At 61.9% G+C, this 20,988-nt stretch carries 26 protein-coding genes; 9 read left to right on the top strand and 17 right to left on the bottom strand.

Annotated features, from left to right (window positions below):
* Nucleotides 1–57: 57 nt before the first annotated feature.
* The 3 genes from FCL40_RS11470 to FCL40_RS11460 are packed head-to-tail and all read right to left on the bottom strand — an operon-like array spanning nt 58 to nt 2,890.
* A complete protein-coding gene (locus tag FCL40_RS11470) occupies nt 58–714 on the bottom strand; it encodes a TetR/AcrR family transcriptional regulator (RefSeq protein WP_136853436.1) in 657 nt (218 codons plus the stop codon).
* Between the two features lie 20 nt (nt 715–734).
* Nucleotides 735–1,850, bottom strand: coding sequence for a PilT/PilU family type 4a pilus ATPase (locus tag FCL40_RS11465; RefSeq protein WP_136853435.1), 1,116 nt, complete (start codon nt 1,848–1,850; stop codon nt 735–737).
* Nucleotides 1,851–1,858: 8 nt separating this feature from the next.
* On the bottom strand, nt 1,859–2,890 hold the full coding sequence (locus tag FCL40_RS11460) for a type IV pilus twitching motility protein PilT (RefSeq protein ID WP_136853434.1): 1,032 nt from the start codon (nt 2,888–2,890) through the stop codon (nt 1,859–1,861).
* Nucleotides 2,891–2,918: 28 nt separating this feature from the next.
* Here FCL40_RS11460 and FCL40_RS11455 point away from each other — a divergent pair, with 28 nt between their 5' ends.
* The 7 genes from FCL40_RS11455 (at nt 2,919) to hemW (ending at nt 7,599) form a co-directional block, all read left to right on the top strand.
* Nucleotides 2,919–3,602, top strand: a complete 684-nt coding sequence (locus FCL40_RS11455; protein WP_136853433.1) for a YggS family pyridoxal phosphate-dependent enzyme — start codon at nt 2,919–2,921, stop codon at nt 3,600–3,602.
* Between the two features lie 2 nt (nt 3,603–3,604).
* Nucleotides 3,605–4,432 (top strand): pyrroline-5-carboxylate reductase, encoded by an 828-nt coding sequence (proC, locus tag FCL40_RS11450; RefSeq protein ID WP_267873508.1) that lies wholly within the window; start codon nt 3,605–3,607, stop codon nt 4,430–4,432.
* A gap of 24 nt (nt 4,433–4,456) precedes the next feature.
* Nucleotides 4,457–5,005 (top strand): YggT family protein, encoded by a 549-nt coding sequence (locus FCL40_RS11445; protein WP_136853432.1) that lies wholly within the window; start codon nt 4,457–4,459, stop codon nt 5,003–5,005.
* Nucleotides 5,002–5,289 (top strand): DUF167 family protein YggU, encoded by a 288-nt coding sequence (gene yggU, locus FCL40_RS11440; RefSeq protein WP_136853431.1) that lies wholly within the window; start codon nt 5,002–5,004, stop codon nt 5,287–5,289. The genes FCL40_RS11445 and yggU overlap by 4 nt, the downstream gene beginning before the upstream one ends.
* Before the next feature lie 64 nt (nt 5,290–5,353).
* Entirely contained in the window at nt 5,354–5,791 is a 438-nt protein-coding gene (locus FCL40_RS11435) for a DUF4426 domain-containing protein (protein ID WP_136853430.1), read from the top strand.
* Between the two features lie 66 nt (nt 5,792–5,857).
* Complete coding sequence (rdgB, locus tag FCL40_RS11430; RefSeq protein ID WP_136853429.1) at nt 5,858–6,454, top strand: RdgB/HAM1 family non-canonical purine NTP pyrophosphatase; 597 nt, start codon at nt 5,858–5,860, stop codon at nt 6,452–6,454.
* 2 nt (nt 6,455–6,456) lie between these two features.
* Nucleotides 6,457–7,599 (top strand): radical SAM family heme chaperone HemW, encoded by a 1,143-nt coding sequence (gene hemW, locus FCL40_RS11425; protein WP_136853476.1) that lies wholly within the window; start codon nt 6,457–6,459, stop codon nt 7,597–7,599.
* Between the two features lie 566 nt (nt 7,600–8,165).
* Here hemW and FCL40_RS11420 read toward each other — a convergent pair.
* From FCL40_RS11420 to trmB, 5 genes are all read right to left on the bottom strand, one after another.
* Entirely contained in the window at nt 8,166–9,095 is a 930-nt protein-coding gene (locus FCL40_RS11420; RefSeq protein WP_136853428.1) for a LysR family transcriptional regulator, read from the bottom strand.
* Nucleotides 9,096–9,268: 173 nt separating this feature from the next.
* Nucleotides 9,269–10,078, bottom strand: coding sequence for a DUF2884 family protein (locus tag FCL40_RS11415; RefSeq protein ID WP_136853427.1), 810 nt, complete (start codon nt 10,076–10,078; stop codon nt 9,269–9,271).
* 141 nt (nt 10,079–10,219) lie between these two features.
* Entirely contained in the window at nt 10,220–11,134 is a 915-nt protein-coding gene (glsB, locus tag FCL40_RS11410; protein WP_136853426.1) for a glutaminase B, read from the bottom strand.
* Entirely contained in the window at nt 11,134–11,475 is a 342-nt protein-coding gene (locus tag FCL40_RS11405) for a 50S ribosome-binding protein YggL (RefSeq protein ID WP_136853425.1), read from the bottom strand. Before FCL40_RS11405 ends, glsB begins: the two co-directional genes overlap by 1 nt.
* A 9-nt stretch (nt 11,476–11,484) precedes the next feature.
* On the bottom strand, nt 11,485–12,195 hold the full coding sequence (gene trmB, locus FCL40_RS11400; RefSeq protein WP_136853424.1) for a tRNA (guanosine(46)-N7)-methyltransferase TrmB: 711 nt from the start codon (nt 12,193–12,195) through the stop codon (nt 11,485–11,487).
* A 79-nt stretch (nt 12,196–12,274) separates the two neighbouring features.
* Here trmB and mutY point away from each other — a divergent pair, with 79 nt between their 5' ends.
* A complete protein-coding gene (gene mutY, locus FCL40_RS11395) occupies nt 12,275–13,330 on the top strand; it encodes an A/G-specific adenine glycosylase (protein ID WP_136853423.1) in 1,056 nt (351 codons plus the stop codon).
* A 68-nt stretch (nt 13,331–13,398) separates the two neighbouring features.
* A complete protein-coding gene (locus FCL40_RS11390) occupies nt 13,399–13,674 on the top strand; it encodes an oxidative damage protection protein (protein WP_136853422.1) in 276 nt (91 codons plus the stop codon).
* A 48-nt stretch (nt 13,675–13,722) separates the two neighbouring features.
* Here the strand turns inward: FCL40_RS11390 and FCL40_RS11385 are convergent, their stop codons facing one another.
* From FCL40_RS11385 to FCL40_RS11345, 9 genes are read right to left on the bottom strand one after another with little or no spacing between them, the layout of a single operon-like run.
* Nucleotides 13,723–14,544, bottom strand: a complete 822-nt coding sequence (locus tag FCL40_RS11385; RefSeq protein ID WP_136853421.1) for an ABC transporter permease — start codon at nt 14,542–14,544, stop codon at nt 13,723–13,725.
* Nucleotides 14,538–15,449 (bottom strand): ABC transporter ATP-binding protein, encoded by a 912-nt coding sequence (locus FCL40_RS11380; protein ID WP_136853420.1) that lies wholly within the window; start codon nt 15,447–15,449, stop codon nt 14,538–14,540. Before FCL40_RS11380 ends, FCL40_RS11385 begins: the two co-directional genes overlap by 7 nt.
* Nucleotides 15,446–16,714, bottom strand: coding sequence for a nitrous oxide reductase family maturation protein NosD (gene nosD / locus FCL40_RS11375; RefSeq protein WP_136853419.1), 1,269 nt, complete (start codon nt 16,712–16,714; stop codon nt 15,446–15,448). Before nosD ends, FCL40_RS11380 begins: the two co-directional genes overlap by 4 nt.
* A 13-nt stretch (nt 16,715–16,727) precedes the next feature.
* On the bottom strand, nt 16,728–17,252 hold the full coding sequence (locus tag FCL40_RS11370) for a nitrous oxide reductase accessory protein NosL (RefSeq protein ID WP_136853418.1): 525 nt from the start codon (nt 17,250–17,252) through the stop codon (nt 16,728–16,730).
* 47 nt (nt 17,253–17,299) lie between these two features.
* Nucleotides 17,300–18,244 carry an NrfD/PsrC family molybdoenzyme membrane anchor subunit gene (nrfD, locus tag FCL40_RS11365; RefSeq protein WP_136853417.1) on the bottom strand — a complete coding sequence of 315 codons (945 nt, stop codon included), beginning with the start codon at nt 18,242–18,244 and terminating at the stop codon, nt 17,300–17,302.
* A 4-nt stretch (nt 18,245–18,248) separates the two neighbouring features.
* On the bottom strand, nt 18,249–18,959 hold the full coding sequence (locus FCL40_RS11360) for a 4Fe-4S dicluster domain-containing protein (protein ID WP_407644148.1): 711 nt from the start codon (nt 18,957–18,959) through the stop codon (nt 18,249–18,251).
* 23 nt (nt 18,960–18,982) lie between these two features.
* The gene (locus FCL40_RS11355; protein WP_136853416.1) at nt 18,983–19,681 is read right to left on the bottom strand and encodes a tetratricopeptide repeat protein; all 699 of its coding nucleotides are present in this window, start codon (nt 19,679–19,681) and stop codon (nt 18,983–18,985) included.
* Nucleotides 19,682–19,720: 39 nt separating this feature from the next.
* Nucleotides 19,721–20,500 (bottom strand): FKBP-type peptidyl-prolyl cis-trans isomerase, encoded by a 780-nt coding sequence (locus FCL40_RS11350; RefSeq protein ID WP_169307090.1) that lies wholly within the window; start codon nt 20,498–20,500, stop codon nt 19,721–19,723.
* Nucleotides 20,501–20,537: 37 nt separating this feature from the next.
* Nucleotides 20,538–20,960, bottom strand: a complete 423-nt coding sequence (locus FCL40_RS11345) for a rhodanese-like domain-containing protein (protein ID WP_136853414.1) — start codon at nt 20,958–20,960, stop codon at nt 20,538–20,540.
* Nucleotides 20,961–20,988: the final 28 nt, after the last annotated feature.

The following is a 20,988-nucleotide window of genomic DNA, read 5'->3' as shown; positions in this document are numbered from 1 at the left end:
TTATTATCAGAAGTTTACATAAAGAAGTCTCAAGCGGAAGGAGTCGAGGCAGGCAGATCACTTACATTCAGGACCGGTTTTCTCTTGCAGGAGTCCCGCCTCCAGCAGGGCCAGGTTGTGCTCAGCCAGGCGCTCGACAAACTCCTCGGTCAACTCTATTCCATGCATTTTCAGCATCCTGGGAGGAGCGACGAAAGGAAAGATCATCAGGCTGATCAGGCTGAGTCTCGCCATGGCGGGATCGATGCCTGGCTTTAACTCCCCGCTGGCGGCCATCCCCTCCAGGATAGGCATGACCGGCGCGTCCCCCACTTTCAGGTGTTTCTCCATCAGGGAGAACACATGGCTGACCTGCCCCTCCCGGCCCTCCAAGGAAAGTAAACGAAACAGCAGCTTGGCAAACTGGGGGCTGCGGGACATCACCCGGTAATAGGTGCGAAACACCTCTGAGACGGTGTCGAAGCTCTCACCCCGTCTGGCCTTGTAGGCCTTCTCAAACACCGGCTGAATGGTCTCCTGCATCATCGCCTCAAACAGCCCCCACTTATTGGAGAAGTAGTAGCGGATCAGGGAGGCGTTCACCCCCGCACGCTCGGCAACCCGCCGAGTGGACACCTTCTCATAGGGATGCTCGGAGAACAGCTCCCTGGCTGCCTCGATAAGCTGCTCCCTGGCATTGGATTCCCCCACCGGGCGTCCCAATTTGTTGGCCATGCGGTCAGTCCTCTCTGTCGCTAGTCGAGCTCAATGGTCACTCCATCCAGGCTGCCGGCAGAGCGTCCCTCGCTGGATTTGAGCTTGATCATCAGCCTAAGGTCATTGGTAGAGTCCGCATGATGCAGGGCATCCTCATAGCTGATCTCATCCCTCTGGTAGAGGTCGAACAACGCCTGGTCGAAGGTCTGCATCCCCTGCTCCCGGCTGGCGGCCATCGCTCCCTTGAGCTCATGGAGCTCACCCTTGGCAATGAGATCCGCCACCCTGGGTGTATTCAGCAGCACCTCGATGGCCACCCGGCGGCCGTCGCCCCCCTTGCTGGGAACCAGTTGCTGAGCCATCACCGCCCTGAGGTTGAGGGAGAGATCGAACAGCAGTTGCCGGTGCTTCTCCCTGGGCACCAGGTGCATGATGCGATCCAGTGCCTGGTTGGCGTTGTTGGCATGCAGGGTAGCCATACACAGGTGCCCGGTCTCGGCGAACGCCAGGGCAAACTCCATGGTCTCCTGGCTGCGAATCTCGCCGATCAGTATGACGTCCGGCGCCTGGCGCAGAGCACTCTTCAGGGCAGCCTCGAACGACTCGGTGTCCAGCCCCACCTCCCTCTGGGTGACGATGCTCTTGCGGTGCTGATGGACAAACTCCACCGGATCCTCGATGGTCAGGATATGCCCCGCCTGGTGGGCATTGCGGTGGCCCACCATCGCCGCCAGTGAGGTCGACTTGCCGGTTCCGGTGGCCCCCACCATGATCACCAGCCCCCGCTTGGCCATGGCCACATCGGTCATCACCCGGGGCAGGTGCAACTGCTCCGGCGTGGGGATCTCGGTCTGGATGCGGCGCAGCACCATCCCCGCCTGCTCCCGCTGCCAGAAGGCCGATACCCGGAAACGGCCCAGGCTCTCATCGAAGCTGTAGGCGAAATTGGCCTCCCGATGCCGGTGGAACTGCTCCCTGGTCTCCGGGGTCATCACCGACTCCACCAGGGACAGTGATTGCTCCGCCGTCAGCGGCGAGTCGGTCAGGGGCGTCATCGCACCGTCCACCTTGGCGCTGGGCGGGAAGTTGGCGGTGATAAACAGGTCACTGGCCTGACGGCTGACCATCTGCTCCAGCAGCGGATTGATCTCCATGACGTCTCCTAGGTGGCGGGCCGGTTCAGCTTGGAGAGCATATCCTGGCGGCTGATGATCCCCTGGTTGGCCAGCTTGGTCAGGGCCTGCTCCAGGGTCTGCATGCCGTGGCTCATCCCCGTCTGGATGGCGGAATACATCTGCGCCACCTTGTCCTCGCGAATCAGGTTTCGTATCGCCGGGGTGCCAATCATGATCTCGTGGGCCGCCACCCGGCCGCCACCGACCCTCTTCACCAGGGTCTGGGAGATCACCGCCTGCAACGACTCCGACAGCATGGTGCGCACCATGCTCTTCTCCGCGGCGGGGAACACGTCCACCACCCGGTCGATGGTCTTGGCCGCCGAGGTGGTGTGCAGGGTACCGAACACCAGGTGCCCGGTCTCCGCGGCGGTCAGCGCCAGGCGGATGGTCTCCAGATCGCGCATCTCCCCCACCAGGATCACATCGGGATCCTCACGCAGGGCACTGCGCAGGGCGTTGTTGAAACTGTGGGTATCGCGGTGGACCTCACGCTGGTTGATCAGGCAGTTCTTCGGCTGGTGAACAAACTCAATGGGGTCTTCGATGGTCAGGATATGGTCGCGGCGGTCGGCGTTGATGTAATCGACCATCGCCGCCAGGGTGGTGCTCTTGCCCGAGCCGGTGGGCCCGGTCACCAGCACCAGCCCCCTCGGATAGGAGGCGATCTGACGGAAGATATCCGGCGCATCCAGCTGCTCCAGGGTCAGCACCTCGCTGGGAATGGTGCGAAACACCGCCGCCGCCCCGCGCGCTTGGTGAAAGGCGTTAACCCGGAATCGGGCCAGGTTGGGAACCTCGAAGGAGAAATCGATCTCCAGGTTTTCCTCATACTCCGTTCGCTGCTTGTCATTCATGATGTCGTAGACAAGGGCGTGGATGGTGGCATGATCCAGTTCAGGAACGCTCAGGCGACGAATCTCGCCGTCCACCCGAATTAACGGCGCGACCCCGGAAGATAGGTGCAGATCGGAGGCGTTGTGTTTTACACTAAAAGCAAGAAGCTCAGTAATATCCATTTATCTGACATCACATAACCCAAAAATTATGACAACCATAGCAGACCAGCTAAGTCTGGCCCAAGAGCAGATTGCCCAGTCTGCGGCAGTCGTTGGCCGGAATCCCAGCGACATCACCCTGCTTGCGGTCAGCAAAACCAAACCCGCCGCCATGCTCAGGGACGCCTACCAGGCGGGGCAGCGCCACTTCGGGGAGAACTACCTTCAGGAGGCTCTGGAGAAGCAGCAGGAGCTGGCCGACCTGGCGATCACCTGGCACTTTATCGGCCCGATCCAGTCCAACAAGACGCGGCCCATCGCCCAGCACTTCCAGTGGGTGCACAGCGTCGACCGCCTCAAGGTGGCCCGGCGGCTGTCGGAACAGCGTCCGGCCGAGCTGGCGCCCCTGAACGTCTGCCTGCAGGTGAACATCAGCGACGAAGCGTCCAAGTCCGGCGCCAGCGCCGACGAGGTGAAGCAGTTGGCCCGGGAGATCGACCGGCTGGATAATCTGCGCCTGCGCGGCCTGATGGCCATCCCCATGGCCACCCGGGATCCCGGGGCACAGAGGGCGCAGTTCGCCAAGGTTAAAAAGCTGTTTAATGAGCTAAAATCTGAGTTCAGCGATATCGATACCCTGTCGATGGGGATGAGTGGCGACCTGGACGCCGCCATCGCCGAACAGAGCACCATGGTCAGGCTGGGAACAGCCATTTTCGGGGCAAGGAAGTAACAGTGACACAGACAGAGCAGCCCACCCTGGGCTTTATCGGCGCCGGCAACATGAGCCACAGCATCATCAGTGGCTTGGTCAAGGGGGGCTATCCCGCCGATGCCATCATCGCCAGCAACCCGAGCAGTGGCAAGCTGGAGGAGCTGAAGGGCAGGTTTGCCATCCGCACCAGCAACGATAACCTGGACGCCGCCGCCGCCGAGGTTGTAATCCTGGCGGTCAAGCCCCAGATCCTGAAACAGGTGTGCGAAAGCCTCAGTCACATCGACTTCAGCAACAAACTGGTGGTCTCCATCGCCGCCGGGGTCACCTGTGACCGGATCCGCCATTACCTGGGCCAAGCCATCAGGGTGGTCAGGGCCATGCCCAACACCCCGTCACTGCTTGGGCTCGGCATGACCGGCCTCTACGCCGCCCCGGGCTGCAGTGAGGGGGACCGGGCGCTGTCGGGCCGCCTGATGCAGGCGGTCGGCGAGGTCACCTGGGTTGACCAGGAGTCCGGCATCGATCAGGTGATCGCCTGTGCCGGCAGCGCACCCGCCTACTTCTTCCTGTTGATGGAAGCGATGGAGGAGAGCGCCGTCAACAGCCTGGGCGTCAGCCGCGAACAGGCCCGGGCGATGATTCAGCAAACCGCCCTCGGCGCCGCCGAGATGGTGAAACAGAACCCGGACCTCTCCCTGGCGGAACTGCGCAACCGGGTGACCTCCAAGGGAGGAACTACCGCCAAGGCAATAGAACACTTTGAGCAGCAGGGACTGCGCTCCACCGTAGACGGGGCCATGAAGGCCGCCGTAAAAAGGGCCGTGGAGATGGCCGAACAGTTTTAATTCTTTACAGGGTAACGAACAACTATGTCATCTGCCTTTCTCTATCTGATCAGTACGGTCTTCAATCTCTACCTGATGGTGGTCATCCTGCGGGTCTGGCTGCAGTGGGCCCGCGCCGACTTCTACAACCCCTTCAGCCAGTTCGTGGTGAAAGCCACCCATCCGCTGCTGGCTCCCCTGCGCCGGCTTATCCCAGCCATCGGCAGCCTGGACCTGGCCGGCGTGGTCCTGGCCTACCTGGTGGCCCTGGCCAAATGGACGGTGCTGATGCTGGTTCAGAGCGGTACCTTCGATCCCATCGCCTTCTACCTGGGCGGCATCAGCCTGGTGAAGGAGGCGGGGATGCTGCTGTTCTGGATCCTGATTATCCGAGCCATCATGAGCTGGATCAGCCAGGGGCAGAACCCCATCGAATACCTGTTCATGCAGATCACCGAGCCGATGCTGGCTCCCATCCGCCGGGTGATCCCCGCCATGGGAGGACTGGATTTCTCGCTGATGATCCTGTTGATCGGCCTGAACTTCCTCAACCTGTTCCTCTATGATCTGATCCCCCTGTGGGGAGCCATTTGAAGCCGGTAGAGCAGCAGGGCGACGCCCTGCTGCTGAATCTCTACATTCAGCCCAAGGCCAGCCGCGACCAGATCGTCGGCCCCCATGGAGAGGAGTTAAAGGTCGCCATCACCGCCCCACCGGTAGATGGCAAGGCCAATGCTCACCTGACCAAGTACCTGGCCAAGCAGTTCAGGGTGGCCAAGGGCAAGGTCTCCATCATCAAGGGGGAACTGGGTCGCCACAAGCAGGTACGCATCGACGACCCGGCGCAGATCCCCGAAGTCATTGAGCAACTACTATAATAGTGAACGGCCCTGTGAGGCGGGGCCACTGCCAACGCGCACCACACAGAGAAGGAGTTCGTTTATGTTTAATCGCCTATGCGCCCTGCTGGCATTGAGCCTGTTTCTGGCCCTGCCGGTACAAGCCGAGCAAAAGGTTCAGGTGGGGGACTACGCCATCCACTACGTCTCCTTCGGCAGCACCTTCATCCCCCCCTCCATCGCCAAGACCTATGGCATCAGCCGCAGCCGCTACATCGGCCTGGTCAACGTGGTGATTCTGGATACCTCCAAGAGCGACGAGGGAGAAGCGGTGGCCGCCAACATCAGCGGCAACGCCCAGAACCTGATCGGCAGCCAGAAGAAGCTCAAATTTAAAGAGATTCGCGAAGGAACCGCCATCTACTACATCGCCGAGGTTGATCACAGGAACGAGGAGACCTTCACTTTCACCCTGGATATCTCCAACGGCACCGACCTGCAGACCAACCTGCAGTTCGAGCAGAAGTTCTACGTAGACTGATATCGCGCTCAGGGCAGGGCTCGGGTAGAATTCCTAATCCTATCCAGCCCTGTCCGAGTTAACTCAATGAAACAGATTGTCCTGGCCACCGGCAACGCCGGCAAGGTCAAAGAGTTCGCCACCCTGCTGGCCGACTTCCCCATCACCGTCTCTCCCCAGAGCCAGTTTGAGGTACCCGAAGCGATCGAGGATGGCCTCACCTTCGTCGAGAACGCCATCATCAAGGCCCGCAACGCCGCCAAGGCCACCGGCCTGCCCGCCATCGCCGACGATTCCGGCATCGAGGTGGACGCCCTCAACGGCAAGCCCGGCATCTACTCCGCCCGCTTCGCCGGTCTGCCCTCCAACGCCGAGAACAACTGGCGCAAGCTGTTGGCAGAGATGGAGGGCCAGGCCAACCGCGACGCCCGCTTCCAGTGCGTGCTGGTGTTTATGCGCCACGCCGAGGATCCCACCCCCATCATCTGCCAGGCCAGTTGGGAGGGAGAGATCCTCGCCGAGGCCCGGGGCGAGAGGGGCCACGGCTATGATCCTGTGTTCCTGGTTAAGGGCGACAACCGCAGCGCCGCCGAGCTGGACGCCGACGAGAAGAACGCGCTGAGCCACCGCGGCAAGGCGATGGCGCTGCTGCTGACCCAGCTAAAAGAGAAGGGCGTCATCTGATGATGCTGCTGCCGCCGCTCTCCCTCTATGTTCATATCCCCTGGTGTGAGCAGAAGTGTCCCTATTGCGACTTCAACTCCCATGGGCGCAAGGGGGCGATCCCCGAACAGCAGTATGTCGATGCCCTGCTGGCGGACCTGGATCGGGACAAGCACCTGGCCCAGGGCCGGCCTTTGAATAGCATATTTATCGGCGGCGGCACCCCCTCCCTGATCTCCGCCGCAGGGATAGACCGGCTGCTCCGGGAGATAGAGCAGCGAGTGCCCTTTGCCCGGGATATTGAGATCACCATGGAGGCCAACCCCGGCACCCTGGAAGCGGGCCGCTACCAGGGCTACCGCCGCGCCGGAGTCAACCGCCTCTCCATCGGCGTCCAGAGTTTCCAACCCGAGAAGCTCAGGGTACTGGGCCGGATCCACGATGACGCCCAGGCCCTCAGGGCGGTGTCCAGCGCCAGAGAAGCGGGTTTCGAACGGATCAACCTGGACCTGATGCACGGCCTGCCGGGCCAGAGCGTCGAAGACGCCCTCTATGATCTGCGCCAGGCGATCGCCCAGGAGACCGTTCACCTCTCCTGGTACCAACTCACCATCGAACCCAACACCCAGTTTGCCTCCCGTCCGCCACAGTTGCCGGAGGAGGAGGTGCAGTGGCAGATCTTCGAACAGGGTCGGGACCTGCTGCTGGCTGCAGGCTATGAGCAGTATGAGATCTCCGCCTGGGCCAAGCCCGGCTACCGCTGCCAGCATAACCTCAACTACTGGCGCTTCGGCGACTACCTGGGGATAGGCTGCGGCGCCCATGGCAAGATCACTCAGCCGCTGACCGGACAGATTCTGCGAACAGTGAAGGTGAAGCACCCGGCAGGATTTCTGGATCCTCACAGGGCGTTTATGGACAGCTGCGCCAGGGTGGAGGAGGAGGATTTTGCCCTGGAGTACTACATGAACCGACTGAGGCTGATGGAGAGCATGCCGCTCAGCGAACTGTCTGAGCGCACCCCGCTCTCCCAGGCCAAGGTACAGCCGCTGCTTGAACAGGCGAAACGGCGAGGCCTGATCCATATGGATGCACAGAGGATGGGGCTGACCGACCAGGGTCATCGCTACCTGAATGAGCTGCTGGCGCTGTTCCTGCCCGACTGATCCTCCGACACTTGTTCAGCTCAGCAAACAATAGTTAGCGGCTTTGAGCCCGGACCGCACCCCGGACAAAGAAAAAGGGAGAGCCTTTCGGCTCTCCCATCTCTTGTTATTATGCTGGGCTCATTAATTTTGTTTTTGACGCTGCCCATCGCTCGGCTACCGCTCTCCAAGGCTCTTTGGCCTTTATTTGTAGGGTACGGAGGGGGTATTCCTTTCGCTGAAAAATGCCCCGGATATTGCCGGGGCCAAAATTCCAGATGATGGATTTCAATAATCCTGTGATGGAGAACCGCGAGGTGACTCGCCATCACTCGGTAAGGTTAAACGGCTTGCTCAAAGGAGGGGTCAGTTCCAATAAGCTTTAACCTCAACCGATGGGGCCATTGTATTCATATCAGAACAATTGACAAGCCCCACCCCGTTAACACTTACCCCCAAACGCAACATTTTCGTAAAATCCGCTTCGGATTCGACCTTTGCAGGCTTTAAAAATCAACTAGTTATACGGAGGAACTCCGGTGGGTGGCGACAGCGTCCAGATATGAGAACAATGTTTTCGCTGAGGGTTACAATAACAGGGCCAGCTTACGATCCCAGGGGGGAACTTCACCCAGGCTCTCCTTGACGAAATCGGTGAAGGCACGCACCTTGGGAGCCAGGTTCTGCCGCCTGGGGTAGACCGCCTGCAGCGCCAGAGGGTGGGTCAGGCTCCACTCGGTGAGAATCGGGATCAACTCCCCCTCCTGCAACTCGTTCTCCAGCAGGTAGGTGGAAAGATAGACGATGCCAAGCCCCTTCTTAGCCACCTCTTTCAGGGCCGGAGCATCATCCACCCGGTAGTTGCCCTTCACCGGTATCTTCTTCTCGTCGCTGCCGCGTTTAAACTCCCACACCGCATGTTCATACCATTCACTCTTGTAAACCAGGCAGTTGTGCTTAACCAAGTCATCAGGAGTGGTAGGCACACCGTGTTTGGCAAGGTAATCGGGAGAGGCCACCAACACGAAACGACAATCCATCAGCGGCCTTGCCACCATCCCCAGGGGCAGCTGCTCGGACATGGTCAGCAGCAGATCCAGCCCCTCATTGACCACGTCCACCTTATGGTCCAGGAAGCTGATCTCCAGCTCCAGATTGGGATAGCGGGACATGAAATCGGGGATCAGCGGCATCAGGTGCATCGACCCGAAAGCCTGGGTTATCCCCACCCTCAGCACACCACGGATCTCATGATGCAGGCTCTGCACATTGGCCACCGCCGAGTCCACCTCGCGGATGATGGATTCACCGTGGCGATAGAGGGTCTCCCCCGCTTCGGTGAGGCTCAGAGAGCGGGTGGTGCGCTGCACCAGTTGCACGCCAAGTTGCTGTTCCAGAAGACTTACCTGGCTACTGACCTTGGATTTGGAAATCCCCAGACGGCGGGCGGCGGCGGAAAAGCCCTGGGCGCGCACAACATGGGTATAGATAACTATGGGTTCTAACAGCTCACGCATATCACTCTCCGGTTAACCCATACATTGAACCCTTTTAGAAAACAAAAAAAAAGCGGCAAATGCAGGTGTGCCGCAAAGAGTGGAGCTTGGATCAAGTTTTAAGGGGAGTGATTGTCCGCTGTGGCGAACCGAATTACGGGGCACCATCCGGGCGCCCCGGGCCTGGAGTGAGCTCAGTACCAGCGGTAGGCCAACTTGTCGGCTTTGACCTCCAGTTGATCGAACGGCTGCAGCTGAGGGATCTGCTGCTGCAGCTGGGTTTCCATCTCATCCAGTTGCTGCCACTGACGACACAGCGCCTCGGCCTGAATCTCAAGCGACTGCTCCTGGCCCTCGAAGCGCTGCTCCAGTTGCTCGCCCATGCGCTCCATCCGTTCACCGAACGCTTCCATCTTGGCCTCGAAACCTTCGCCCTCACCGTTGACCATGGCGGAGCCCATCTGCATCATGATGGCGCCAATGGACTGGGTCACCGCCGCCTCCAGTTGGCGCTCGAACTCCTGGTCAAACTGATCACCGAACTGATCGAAGTCGCCGCCCACCAGACGGTAGGAGCCATCCTCCAGGGCGATCTTCTCCCGCACCGACTGGGCCAGGGTATCGGCGACGTCGCGCAGGTTATCCATATCGACCCCCAGCTCGGCAAACTCGGTGGCGACCGCGTCCAGGGCGACACTGGCCATCTCCAACGCCTGCTCCACCAGCTCTATGGTGGCGGGCATCTGGTTATAGATCGCCAGCTGGAAGTCGCTCATCGCCTGCTGCTGGCTGCCATCGAGGGGGATCCGCTCTCCCTCCACCCACAGCCGGCCCTCTTCGAAGCGGTACAGGGTACGCCCCTCCTCCATCACCTCCAGCCTGGTGTCACTGATCACCAGATCATGGTTGAAGGAGAAATCACACTGTTGATCTTGGGCCAGGGCGGCGGCGGATGCCAGGGTAGAGGACAGCACCACGACAGTAGCAACTTTGGACAATGACATTACTCAGCTCCTTTGAATTGGATGATGTCTGGGTAATGCCAGTATTGGGCCAGAAATTTAAATAACTGATATTAAAGAAAACAGTCGGTAATTCTCTTGGGTATGGTAGGAAGGCTCACCACTAAGTGGCGAGAATCACCATCAGAAGATGGAGCGTCCAAGCCGCTTGGCCAGCAGCTCCAGCATGCGGGTTCCCGCCAGGGAGTTCCCTGAAGGGTCAAGCTCAGGAGACCAGACACAAACACTGAGTTCGCCGGGCACCACCGCCACGATGCCGCCACCGACGCCGCTCTTGCCGGGCATACCCACCCGGTAGGCGAACTCCCCGGCCCCGTCGTAGAGGCCGCAGGTAGCCAACAGGGCATTGACCTGGCGGCTCTGGCGCTCGCTGATCATCCGCCTGCCGCCCAGGCAGACCCCCTTGTTGGCCAGGAAGAAGAAGGCCCGGGCCAGATCGGCGCAGCTCATGCGGATGGCGCAGTGATTGAAGTAACTCTTCATCACCCCATCCACGTCGTTGTGGAAATTGCCGAAGGACTTCATCAGGTAGCAGATGGCGGCGTTGCGGGCCGAGTGTTCGTACTCGGAGCGGGCCACCACCTTGTCGCAGACGATATGCTGATTGCCGGAGAGCTCGCGCACCAGCTCCAGCATCCGGTGCTTGGGGGCACTCAGCCGCCCCTGGAGCATATCACTCACCACCAGGGCACCGGCGTTGATAAAGGGGTTTCTGGGGATGCCGTGCTCGAACTCCAGCTGAACCAGGGAGTTGAACGGGTTACCCGAGGGCTCCTTGCCCACCCGACTCCATAGCTCCTGCTCCTCATACAGGCTCATCGCCTGGATCAGCGAGAACACCTTGGAGATGCTCTGGATGGAGAAGGGGTCGAGGTAGTCACCGGCCCCCAGCAGCTCACCATCCGCGGTGCAGATGGCGATGCCGAGTCGGTTGGCGGGCACCCCGGCCAGGGCCGGGATGTAGTCCGCCACCCGACCCTGCCCGATAAGGGGCAGGGCTTCGTCGTGGATGCCTTGCAGCAGAGCCAGGTCGGGCATCAGCCCCACCAGATGTCGTACAGCTCGGAGGCCTTCACCTCGGTCACCGGCTTGTCGGCAAAGAACTTCTCTACTGCCTGGCGGTGCTCGTCGGTGCACTTGCCCAGCTTCTGGGTGCAGACGATGCCGTCCCAGGCACGGTGGCCGCCACCGCTGTAACCCAGCTTCAGCGGCTCGATCACCTCCTCGATCAGCTGGTCCACCAGGGCGTCGATCTGCTCTTCGGTCACGTCGTCGTTGAAACGCCAGCTCAGGTCGAAACCCAGCTCCTGGAACTCGTCGACACGCAGCTTCTTGCGCAGGCGACGGCTGCGGTTCTTGGCGGTTGGAATGGTGGTCATAATGCTCTCCTATTTGTCTCGAGCAAAGATAAGGTCCCAGGCCCCGTGGCCCAGGCGCTGGCCTCGGGCTTCGAACTTGGTCAGGGGACGGAAATCGGGACGGGGCACAAAGTCCTTCTCGGCGGTGTTGCTGAAGCCCGGGGCTTCACGCATCTCCTCCAGCATATGCTCGGCATAGTGCTCCCAGTCGGTGGCCATATGGAATACGCCGCCAATCTTAAGCTTATTGCGCACCGATTCAATGAATTCCGGTTGAACGATGCGGCGCTTGTGGTGGCGCTTCTTATGCCAGGGGTCGGGGAAGTAGAGCTGAACCCGGTCCAGGGAGGCGTCGGGGACGCAGTCGCCCAGGATCTCCACCGCGTCGTGCTCATACACCCGCAGGTTGCTCACGCCCAGCTCCTCGGCATACATCAGGCAGGCGCCGACCCCCGGGCCGTGCACCTCGATGCCGATGAAGTTCTTGTCGGGCTCGGCGGCGGCCATCTCCACCAGGGACTTGCCCATGCCGAAGCCGATCTCCAGCACCACGGGGGCCTCGCGGCCGAACACCTGGGCCAGATCGATCATCCCCATGTCGTGCTCCAGCCCCATGCTGGGCCAGTAGACCTCCATGGCCCGGGCCTGGCCCTTGGTCATGCGCCCCTCACGCTTTACATAGGAGCGGATCTTGCGGATACGCTTGCCCTCAGGCAGATCCGGCTTTTGCTCTTCAGTCATCTCAACCTTCTCGCTTATTGCCCTAAGGCGTTACACTGTGACGCCAAAAACCGGCAATTGTAATTTAGGTGAATAGTTGATGGAAGCGAGCGGTAGGTCATTTTCCGACAGGGTGATTCAGTGGTACCGGCTCGCGGGACGAAAAACCCTGCCTTGGCAGCAGGATAAGAGTCCCTACAGAGTATGGATCTCCGAGATCATGTTGCAACAAACTCAGGTCGCAACCGTGATCCCCTACTACCTGAAGTTTATGCAGCGCTTCCCCACGGTCAGGGAGCTGGCCGAGGCCCCCACCGACGACGTGCTCCACCACTGGACCGGCCTGGGCTACTACGCCCGGGCCCGCAACCTGCACAGGGCGGCCCAGGTGATCATGGACCGGCACGGCGGCGAGTTCCCGCGCACCCTGGAGCAGGTGATGGCCCTGCCGGGGATCGGCCGCTCCACCGCCGGGGCGGTGCTCTCCCTCTCTTTGGGGCAGCACCACCCGATCCTCGACGGCAACGTCAAGCGGGTGCTGGCCCGCCACCGAGCCATCGACGGCTGGCCGGGACAGAAGGCGGTGGAGAACCGGTTGTGGCAGGCCACCGAAACGGTGACCCCGGCACAGGAGATCCAGGCCTACAACCAGGCGATGATGGACATTGGCGCCATGATCTGCACCCGCACCAAGCCCAGCTGCGGCGAGTGCCCGGTGGCCCAGGATTGCCGGGCCCATGCCCAGGGCAACCCGGGCGACTACCCGGGCAAGAAACCCAGGAGGGAGAAGCCGGTGCGCGCCTGCGTCCAGCTGATGCTGGTGCATGACGGCCAGGTGCTGCTGCATAGGCGCCCCCCCAGCGGCATCTGGGGCGGCCTGTGGTGCTTCCCCCAGTTCGACACCAAAAACGAAGCCGAACTGTGGTTGGCCAGCCAGGGGATCGATGCCGACTGGCAGGATTTCCAGCCATTTCGCCACACCTTCAGCCACTACCACCTGGATATCCAGCCGGTAAGGCTGGAGCTTGGCCGCCAGCCCGGCCAGGTGGGCGAGCTGGAGCACCACTGGTTTGCCCTGGACACCCCCCTCAAGGTGGGCCTGGCCGCCCCCACCGAGGGGCTGCTGAGAACCCTGGAAACCGGTGGCCGGGATTAGAGTTGCCCTAGCCAGGATTGGGCCGCATTTGGTATAACTGAGCAATCCAATCTGGTAAGGACCCGATCATGGCACGCACCGTATTTTGCCAATACCTGAACAAAGAGGCTGAAGGCCTGGACTTTCAGCTGTACCCCGGCGAGCTGGGGAAGAAGATCTTCGACAACATCTCCAAGGAAGCCTTCGGCCTGTGGCAGAAGAAACAGACCATGCTGATCAACGAGCACAAGCTCAACATGATGAACCCCGAGCACCGTCAGATGCTCGAGGAGCAGATGACCGGCTTCCTGTTTGAAGGCAAGGATGTGGAGATCGAGGGCTACCGCCCGCCGGAGGAGAAGTAGGCCTGTTCCACGAAAAAGCCCGCCAGTTGGCGGGCTTTTTCTTATTTGTCAGACTCTTTTACGCTTGAAGATCTGCCAGCCGGCAAACAGGCCGGCGCCGCTCCAGGCCAGCATCAGCAGCAGCATCAGCCACAGGTTGGAGTTGTGCGAAGTCACCAGGGACAGCACCCCGGTCACCGACTGGTGCTCGACGAACACCAAGTTGGCCAGGCGGAACAGGTCCACCGGGTTGGCCATCATCAACGCCCGTACCCAGGACTCGCTGCCCTCGGCGACGATCAGCCCCAGCAGCACCAGGTCGTAGAGCAGCACCAGCACAAACCACAGCAGCAGGCAGATAGCCATCGCCCGTCCCTTGGTGCTCACCGCCAGGCTCACCAGGTAGCTCACCAGCAAGAAGGTGCAGGCCAGCAGGGCGGCACTGAAGATAAACAGGCCGAAGGCGGCGGTCAGTTCCAGCAGCTGGTCGGTGCCCACCACGAAGCCCAGGGCCACCGCGGTCACCCCGAAGCCGACCAGGCAGGTGGTGGCCAGTACCGCCCCCTGCCCGAGGAACTTGCCCAGCAGCAGCTGCCAGCGGCTGATGGGGTAGGAGAGCAGCAGCAGCAGGGTGCCCCCCTCCAGCTCGCCGACGAAGCTGTCATGACCCAGCAACACCGCCAGCAGCGGGATCACCAGGGCGGCCAGGGTCGCCAGGGCGGAGATGGTGGGGGCCAGCTGCGGGGTGCTCAGCTGTCCGCTGACCGCCGAGCCGAGAAAAGCCACCGCCAGGGACAGCAGTGCAAAGCTGAGAGAGGCAAACACTACCCAGCGGTGGCGGAAACCGTCGATAAACTCTTTGTGGGCCACCAGGGCCACTGGATTCAGCATGGGAACTCCTCCAGCTGCGCTCGCAACTGACAGCTCTGATACACCTCTGGCAGCGACGGGGGCAGGACATTGAAGTCGAAGATCTTGTGGTGGCCGGTCAGGTGCGCCAGCAGCTGCTGCTTCTGCTCCTGACCCACCATGAAGGCGTTGCTTCGCGGGTCATACATCGCCGCCAGCAACATATCACGGCTGGCCAGCAGCTCTGCTCCGGCCACCTCTACCCTGGTGGGAAGCCTGTGCTCGCGGCGCAGCTCGTCGATGCTGCCCTGGGCCAGGGGCCGGCCCTTGGCCAGGATCAGCGCCGAGTCCAGGTGGCGGTCAATCAGGGTCAGTTCATGGGTGCAGATGATCACCGCGGTGCCGTTGTTGCGCAGGGCCGCCACCAGCTCGTAGAACAGGGCGCTGGCCTGGGGATCGAGCCCCACGGTAGGCTCGTCCAGGATCAGCACCCTGGGCTCGGCCAGGATCGCCTGGGCCAGCCCCAGGCGCTGGCGCATGCCCTTGGAGTAGGTGCGCACCTTGCGATCCCTGGCGTAATCCAGCTGCAACCTGGCCAGCACCTCATCTACCCGCTCCCTGCCGACTCGCCGGAGCCCGGCGAAGTAGCCCAGCAGTTCGCCGCCGCTGAGGTTGTCGTAGAGGCTGACATGCTCAGGCAGGTAGCCGATGGAGAGGGACGCCCGCTGCTCGGTGCGGCCGGGATCCCGGCCGTTGACCCGGATCTGGCCGCGATCCGGGATACTCAGGCCGAGGATCAGTTTGATCAATGTGGTCTTGCCTGCGCCGTTGTGGCCCAGCAGCCCCAGCAGTTCGCCGGGGCGCAGTGACAGGCTGACCTCGTCCAGGGCCAGGACCTCGCCGAAGCTCTTGCTCACCTGTACCACTGAGACTGCCGTGTGTGTCATAGGTTACTTCTTTCAATGACGGGAGAGATTCGCGGCCGGCTGTCGGTAATGCCCGCCGCCTGGGGCGGCAGCATCTGCCGCTCCAGCCAACGCAGGCCCCCCACCACCGGGGAGTCCATCAAAAATTTTGCTTCCGGGTAGACCCAGAACAGCCGATCCAGGGCGTCATTGGGACGGTAGGGCAGATCGCCGATGCCGTCACGGTCGGCATCCCAGCCGCCGTAGCTGCTCCAGTAGTTGCCCCGCCCCCGGTGACTCCACTCCAGCACCACCTCCCCGACGTAGCGAACCTGCACCAGGTTGTCGACAAAGTCGTTGTTGAACACCTGGTTGCCCTCGCCCCCCAGGGCCATGGCGATGCCTATCTGGCACTGCTGGAAGCGGTTGCCCGAGATGCTGTTGTCCTGGGCACCGTAGACATAGATCCCCTTGCCCTCGCCATCGAACACCTGGGCGGCATCGGGGTTGTCGATGCGACTGACCCGGTTACCCTGCACCCGCACTCCGCTGCTGATGTTGAGCAGGATGCCGAACTCTACCGCATCCTCCACGCTGTTGCCCAGCACCGCCCCCCCTTCGGAGCCCATAATTGCGTAGCCGCCCACGACATGGTGGCTGCGGTTATGGCTGGTGACCGTCTCCCTAGCGTACATGTAATGCACCGGATACTGCTGGTGACTCATGGTGTTGGCGTCGATCACCATGTCGCTGACCGTCTCCACATAGACACCGTCGCGGCCGCCGCTGAGGCGGTTGCCGCTGATGACGGCGTCGCGGCTGCCCTTGAAGTAGATGTTGTCTCCCCGGGCAACCACCGGCCGGCTGGTGTCCCCCTGGATCAGGTTGCCGAGGATGCGAAACCCCTCCCCCTCGTCGAAGCGGATACCGAAGCCATCCCCCTTGAGGCTGTTGTTGGCTATCAGGATATGGGAGACCCCCTTTTCACCGCGGATTCCCGCATCCAGCCCGGGCAGATTACTACCCCAGTTCTGCACGGTCAGGCCATGGAGTTCGATGCCGTCGGCGGCCAGCAACAGGGCGGTGCCCCGGCCGCCGGCGTCGAAGGTAACCCCGGGCTGGCCACGGAGGATAAGGGGTCGGTCGATGCGCCAGTGACCAGGGTAGAGCCCGGGCTCAAGCCGCAGCTCATCCCCGGGCTGGGCGGCACCCAGCCAGTGGGAAAGCTGCTGAACGCCCTGCACCTGGATGCGCGCCGCCTGGCTGACCAGGGGCAGACACATCAGCAGAAGCAGCAGCGCTCTCATGGTTAAGGCTCCGTCAGTGGTGTTTGTGCTGGTGGTGACCACCCTTGCCCAGCATCTCCAGGGTCAGCTGGTCATGGGCCAGCACCTTGCCGCCGTAGGAGTTGGCAAAGGCCTCGGCCATGTTGCGCAGGCTGAAGCTGGCCAGGGTGGGCCCCATGGCGCCGTGGCGGGAGGAGCCCACCACGTACCAGGCCTTGTCGGCGGGGATGAAGGCACTGTCTGAGGGCTGGTCCCAATTGGTCTGGGCCAGATCGTGGACCCAGGCCTGCTCCACCTGGCGACGGTTCTGAGGCTGCAGGACAAACTGGAACAGGTCGCTGGTGGAGCAGAAGGCGGTGTCACCCGGCTGCCCCTTCACCCTGGCTACCCCCTTGGGCCCCGGATAGCGGGTGATAAACATGCCGCACTGATGACAGCGACGCTCATCGGTAATCTGAACGCTGTGAGGGTGCGGACCGGCAACCGGGGTGGTGTCGGCCACGGACTGGCCACAGCCGGTCAGCAGCAGGGGCAGGAGCAGCAGCAGGGTGTTACGCATAGACTTTCTCTTGGTTGAGGGGAGGGCCAGCCTCCCCGGTACTCACATCAGATGGTGTAGATCTGCCCCGCGTAGAGCAGGAAGAGTCGCAAGCACATCATGCCGCAAATCACGCTGCCTCCCGTGAGGTAGAATGCCCTGCCCGAGAGGGCAAATCGTCGACCCAAGGCAAAATTCAGCACCAGGGGCAGGATGAAGCCGAGGCCGATAACCCCGCCCCAGAACAGGCTGGACCAGCCTCCCTGGGAGAACGCCTGGGTAGCGGCCTGGCTGGGGCCGGTACCGAAGATGAGTCCACTGAACAGCATGAACAGGAACATCCCCTCCACCGCCATGATCGGCCACTCGGCGCCGTGCAGCAGGCTCATCTCCTCGGAGTGCAGCGGCTCGCCAAACCACTTCACCGCCACCATCTTGGCCATGGCGGCACCGGCGGAGAGGCCAGAAACGATAAACAGCGCCGGCAGCAGCGAAGTGTTGATGATGGGGAAGCGGATCAGCGCCGAGATCAAAAAGCCGGTGTAGGCACAGACGGACACTGCCAGCACCAGGGTCAGCCACTCCAGCGGCGAACGCAGCGCCGCCAGTCTCTCCAGCCAGGGCATCATCGCCTTGAGCTGGGGGAAACGGGCCAGTTCACCGCGCAGGGCGATGGCGGCGATCACCGCGGTCAGCGGAATGTAGAACAGCAGCACGATGACACCCAGGGACATCACCGAGTTGAGGTTGTAATAGAGCAGGATCTTCCAGAAGAACAGAGGATTGGACAGATCCAGTACCAGGCACAGCATCCCCAGGCAGATGGTGACCAAGGAGACCACCCCCGCCGCCTTGAGCAGCGGCGTATCCTGGGTCTGTTTCTTGTAGATGCGCATCAACAGGGCGATGGCCAGGGCCCCGCCGGAGATCCCGGCGAAGAACAGGTAGACCGCAATGGGCCAGGGCCAGGCGATGGCGTCGCCAAGGCCGGTGGAAAAATCAATTCCGTTCATCTTGTTACACCTCCGGCTTGGCGATTGGGATGTAGTGGACACTGGGTTCGGTGCCCAGATGCGGCTTCACCCTGGCGGTGTTCTTCACCGCCAGCAGGCGCGAGACGTAGGACTTGGGATCGCTGGCATCGCCAAACACCAGGGCGTCGAAACGGCACTGGCTGACACAGGCGGGCAGCTCTCCCTTGGCCAGGCGACTCTTCAGGCAGAAGTCGCAGTTCTCCGCCACCTTGGTGTCGCTGTTGATAAAGCGCACCTTGTAGGGGCAGGCGGCGATGCAGTACTTACAGCCGGCACACTTGTCGCCGTCCATGGTGACGATACCGGTCTTCTCATCCCGGTAGGCCGCCCCGGTGGGGCACACCATGACGCAGGGGGCGTTGTGGCACTGCTGACAGGAGACCCGCACATACTTGCGGTCGCAGTTGCACTCGGTCTTGCCACAGCGGGGGCAGACCGCCCCGGGCTCCCGGTCGCTCTGACGCTCCAGGGTGAGCCTGGCGACGCCCTCGGGCAGGTTGTTGGCCTGGTTACAGGCCTCTTTACAGCGGCCGCAGCCCACACACTTGGTCTGGTCAAACAGCAGCACATAGCTGGGTCCCTCGCCACCGGAGGCCGTCGGGTCGGTGGAACCGCACCCTCCCGCCAGTATGGCTACCGAACCCACGCCCAGGCCCTTTAACAGGCTGCGGCGCGGTAACATCACATCGTTCACATCATCCTCCAACTATCTCTGTGTTATTGCGGCGTGGATGCCGCTTTTATCCTTGCTTTGGCCCGCTCCACGGCCCGTTGGATGGCCGCCTCCCGGGGACCGGCCGCGCCACTGTCCAGCAGCACCTGCCAGTGTTCTACCGCCTCCCGGTACTGCCCCTGCCGGTAGGCGTGGGACGCCAGCAGTTCTCGAGTCGTAAAATCGGTGCTATCAAGGCTCAGAGCCCGGGAAACCGCCGCCACGGCGGCGACTCCCAGGGCCCGGCCCTGTTGGTAGTAAAGGTACTTGGCCTTCAGACCCAGCAGGGGAGCGCTCTCCCCCTGCAGGACCAGGGCCTTGTCCAGGGCCTCGACTGCCTCGGCGTACAGGCCTGCGGCAGCCTGGTTGTCGGCCACAGCCAGCCAGGTGCCAGCGTCATCGGGACGCTGCTGGGCTGCCATCAGGCTCTGGTTGATTTTGCTTTGAAGCAGGTAGTCGACCCGGGTCTCGGTATGTCGCTGCTGCCAGCCGGCAAAGTGCCCCAGGCGGGAGTAGGCGAGCAGGGAAATGAGGATGAGGAAAACCAGCATACACGCTGGAGCCCACCACCCCGCCCTGGGCAGAGAAGCGCCCTCTTCCGCTGCAGCCTCCCCGGCACTGCGGAGATAACCTCTGTGACCGCTAGCCAGGGTGAATGCCGCGGCCGTCAGTGCCAGGAAGATGCTGAGAGAGAGGGTCATCATGCCGAGTACAGCTCCTAACTGAGATCCGGGTCGAACCTGTTACTGGTTGCCGAACATCTGCGGCATCGAGCCCATCCCCATCCCCATGCCCATCTCCTTGTGGGCGTCGCCGGGCTTGTTGGTGTCGATCAGTTCGATCTCGAACACCAGGGCGGAACCAGGGGGGATTGCCCCCATCCCCTGGGCGCCATAACCCAGTTCGGCGGGAATGGTAAACCTGTAGGTGGAGCCTACGGTCATCAGCTGCAGTCCCTCCTCCCAGCCGGCAATGGAGTTGATCAGAGCCACCTGGCGCGGCTGGGCGTCGCCACCGGCACGGGTATCCTGAAACACGGTGCCGTCCACCAGCTGGCCCTTGTAGTGCACGGTCACCGCGTCTTCGCGGGCGGGCTTGGCACCGTCGCCCTTCACCAGCACCTCGTACTGCAAGCCAGACTCGGTCACGGTCACGCCGGGCTTGTCGGCGTTGTCGGCCAGGTAGTCGCGGGAGGCCTGGGCCACCTCTTTCAGGCGGGCGGCCTTGCGTTCATCCTTACGGGTATTGAGCAGTTGGGCCCGTGCGTTGAGGGCGTCGATCAGCGCCTCCTTCTCCAGGGCCGGCTGCCCCTTGACGGCATCCTCGAACCCTTTGAGCACCTGCTCCAGGTTGGCACTGAGGCCGAACTCCTCCTGCATGGCCAGCTGGCCATTGAGGTAGTTGCCCAGGGAGGCACCGATGGCGTAGGACTCGGTGTCGGTATCATTCTGTGTCTGCCCCGCCAGGGCAGGGGTGGCTACGACCGCCAGGGCGATGATCAGGGGTTTGATTGCGGTTTTCATGGGTGTCTCTCTTCTAATCCAGTTGTTCGCTAAAGGCTCAGGGCTTCTCGATTGGGCGCCCTGACATCCGCCATCCGAAGATGCCGTCGGGCATCTGGCGGACATTGGTGTAGCCCATCTGCATCACCGAATAGGCCGCGATCTCGCTGGCGTTGCACAGGCGGTTGGCGCAGTAAAAAATCATCTGGGCGTTCTTGTCCTTGGGCAGCAGCTCCTTCCAGTTTTCGGTGAAGAAGTGCACCGCCCCGGGAATGAACCCCTGAGCCCAGAGCTCCAGGGTGTTCACGTCGAAGAAGTAGACGTCCTTTCTGCCTACCAGCAGTTCTGCTTCCTGCATGCTGATGTAATTCAGTTCCATACGATATTCATCTGCCGGCCGAATCTCGTCGGCGCCGCCGGCCAGGGCCGGGGCAGCCATCAGCAGGGACAGGGCCGCGGCAGCTGCAATGGGGTAACGCATGGTTGTGCCTCTCTCGTTTGAATGGCCC

Origin of the sequence: Ferrimonas sediminicola (genome assembly GCF_005116715.1) — a bacterium.
GTDB classification, from domain to species: Bacteria; Pseudomonadota; Gammaproteobacteria; order Enterobacterales; family Shewanellaceae; genus Ferrimonas; species Ferrimonas sediminicola.
This window is presented reverse-complemented; position numbering and strand designations above follow the sequence as displayed.

Bases quoted from the DNA above. Each gene is read 5' to 3' on its own strand.
- FCL40_RS11470 (WP_136853436.1), bottom strand. From the start codon at position 714: ATGGCCAACAAATTGGGACGCCCGGTGGGGGAATCCAATGCCAGGGAG.
- FCL40_RS11465 (WP_136853435.1), bottom strand. From the start codon at position 1,850: ATGGAGATCAATCCGCTGCTGGAGCAGATGGTCAGCCGTCAGGCCAGT.
- FCL40_RS11460 (WP_136853434.1), bottom strand. From the start codon at position 2,890: ATGGATATTACTGAGCTTCTTGCTTTTAGTGTAAAACACAACGCCTCC.
- FCL40_RS11455 (WP_136853433.1), top strand. From the start codon at position 2,919: ATGACAACCATAGCAGACCAGCTAAGTCTGGCCCAAGAGCAGATTGCC.
- FCL40_RS11445 (WP_136853432.1), top strand. From the start codon at position 4,457: ATGTCATCTGCCTTTCTCTATCTGATCAGTACGGTCTTCAATCTCTAC.
- FCL40_RS11435 (WP_136853430.1), top strand. From the start codon at position 5,354: ATGTTTAATCGCCTATGCGCCCTGCTGGCATTGAGCCTGTTTCTGGCC.
- rdgB (WP_136853429.1), top strand. From the start codon at position 5,858: ATGAAACAGATTGTCCTGGCCACCGGCAACGCCGGCAAGGTCAAAGAG.
- hemW (WP_136853476.1), top strand. From the start codon at position 6,457: ATGCTGCTGCCGCCGCTCTCCCTCTATGTTCATATCCCCTGGTGTGAG.
- FCL40_RS11420 (WP_136853428.1), bottom strand. From the start codon at position 9,095: ATGCGTGAGCTGTTAGAACCCATAGTTATCTATACCCATGTTGTGCGC.
- FCL40_RS11415 (WP_136853427.1), bottom strand. From the start codon at position 10,078: ATGTCATTGTCCAAAGTTGCTACTGTCGTGGTGCTGTCCTCTACCCTG.
- glsB (WP_136853426.1), bottom strand. From the start codon at position 11,134: ATGCCCGACCTGGCTCTGCTGCAAGGCATCCACGACGAAGCCCTGCCC.
- FCL40_RS11405 (WP_136853425.1), bottom strand. From the start codon at position 11,475: ATGACCACCATTCCAACCGCCAAGAACCGCAGCCGTCGCCTGCGCAAG.
- trmB (WP_136853424.1), bottom strand. From the start codon at position 12,195: ATGACTGAAGAGCAAAAGCCGGATCTGCCTGAGGGCAAGCGTATCCGC.
- mutY (WP_136853423.1), top strand. From the start codon at position 12,275: ATGGAAGCGAGCGGTAGGTCATTTTCCGACAGGGTGATTCAGTGGTAC.
- FCL40_RS11390 (WP_136853422.1), top strand. From the start codon at position 13,399: ATGGCACGCACCGTATTTTGCCAATACCTGAACAAAGAGGCTGAAGGC.
- FCL40_RS11385 (WP_136853421.1), bottom strand. From the start codon at position 14,544: ATGCTGAATCCAGTGGCCCTGGTGGCCCACAAAGAGTTTATCGACGGT.
- FCL40_RS11380 (WP_136853420.1), bottom strand. From the start codon at position 15,449: ATGACACACACGGCAGTCTCAGTGGTACAGGTGAGCAAGAGCTTCGGC.
- nosD (WP_136853419.1), bottom strand. From the start codon at position 16,714: ATGAGAGCGCTGCTGCTTCTGCTGATGTGTCTGCCCCTGGTCAGCCAG.
- FCL40_RS11370 (WP_136853418.1), bottom strand. From the start codon at position 17,252: ATGCGTAACACCCTGCTGCTGCTCCTGCCCCTGCTGCTGACCGGCTGT.
- nrfD (WP_136853417.1), bottom strand. From the start codon at position 18,244: ATGAACGGAATTGATTTTTCCACCGGCCTTGGCGACGCCATCGCCTGG.
- FCL40_RS11355 (WP_136853416.1), bottom strand. From the start codon at position 19,681: ATGATGACCCTCTCTCTCAGCATCTTCCTGGCACTGACGGCCGCGGCA.
- FCL40_RS11350 (WP_169307090.1), bottom strand. From the start codon at position 20,500: ATGAAAACCGCAATCAAACCCCTGATCATCGCCCTGGCGGTCGTAGCC.
- FCL40_RS11345 (WP_136853414.1), bottom strand. From the start codon at position 20,960: ATGCGTTACCCCATTGCAGCTGCCGCGGCCCTGTCCCTGCTGATGGCT.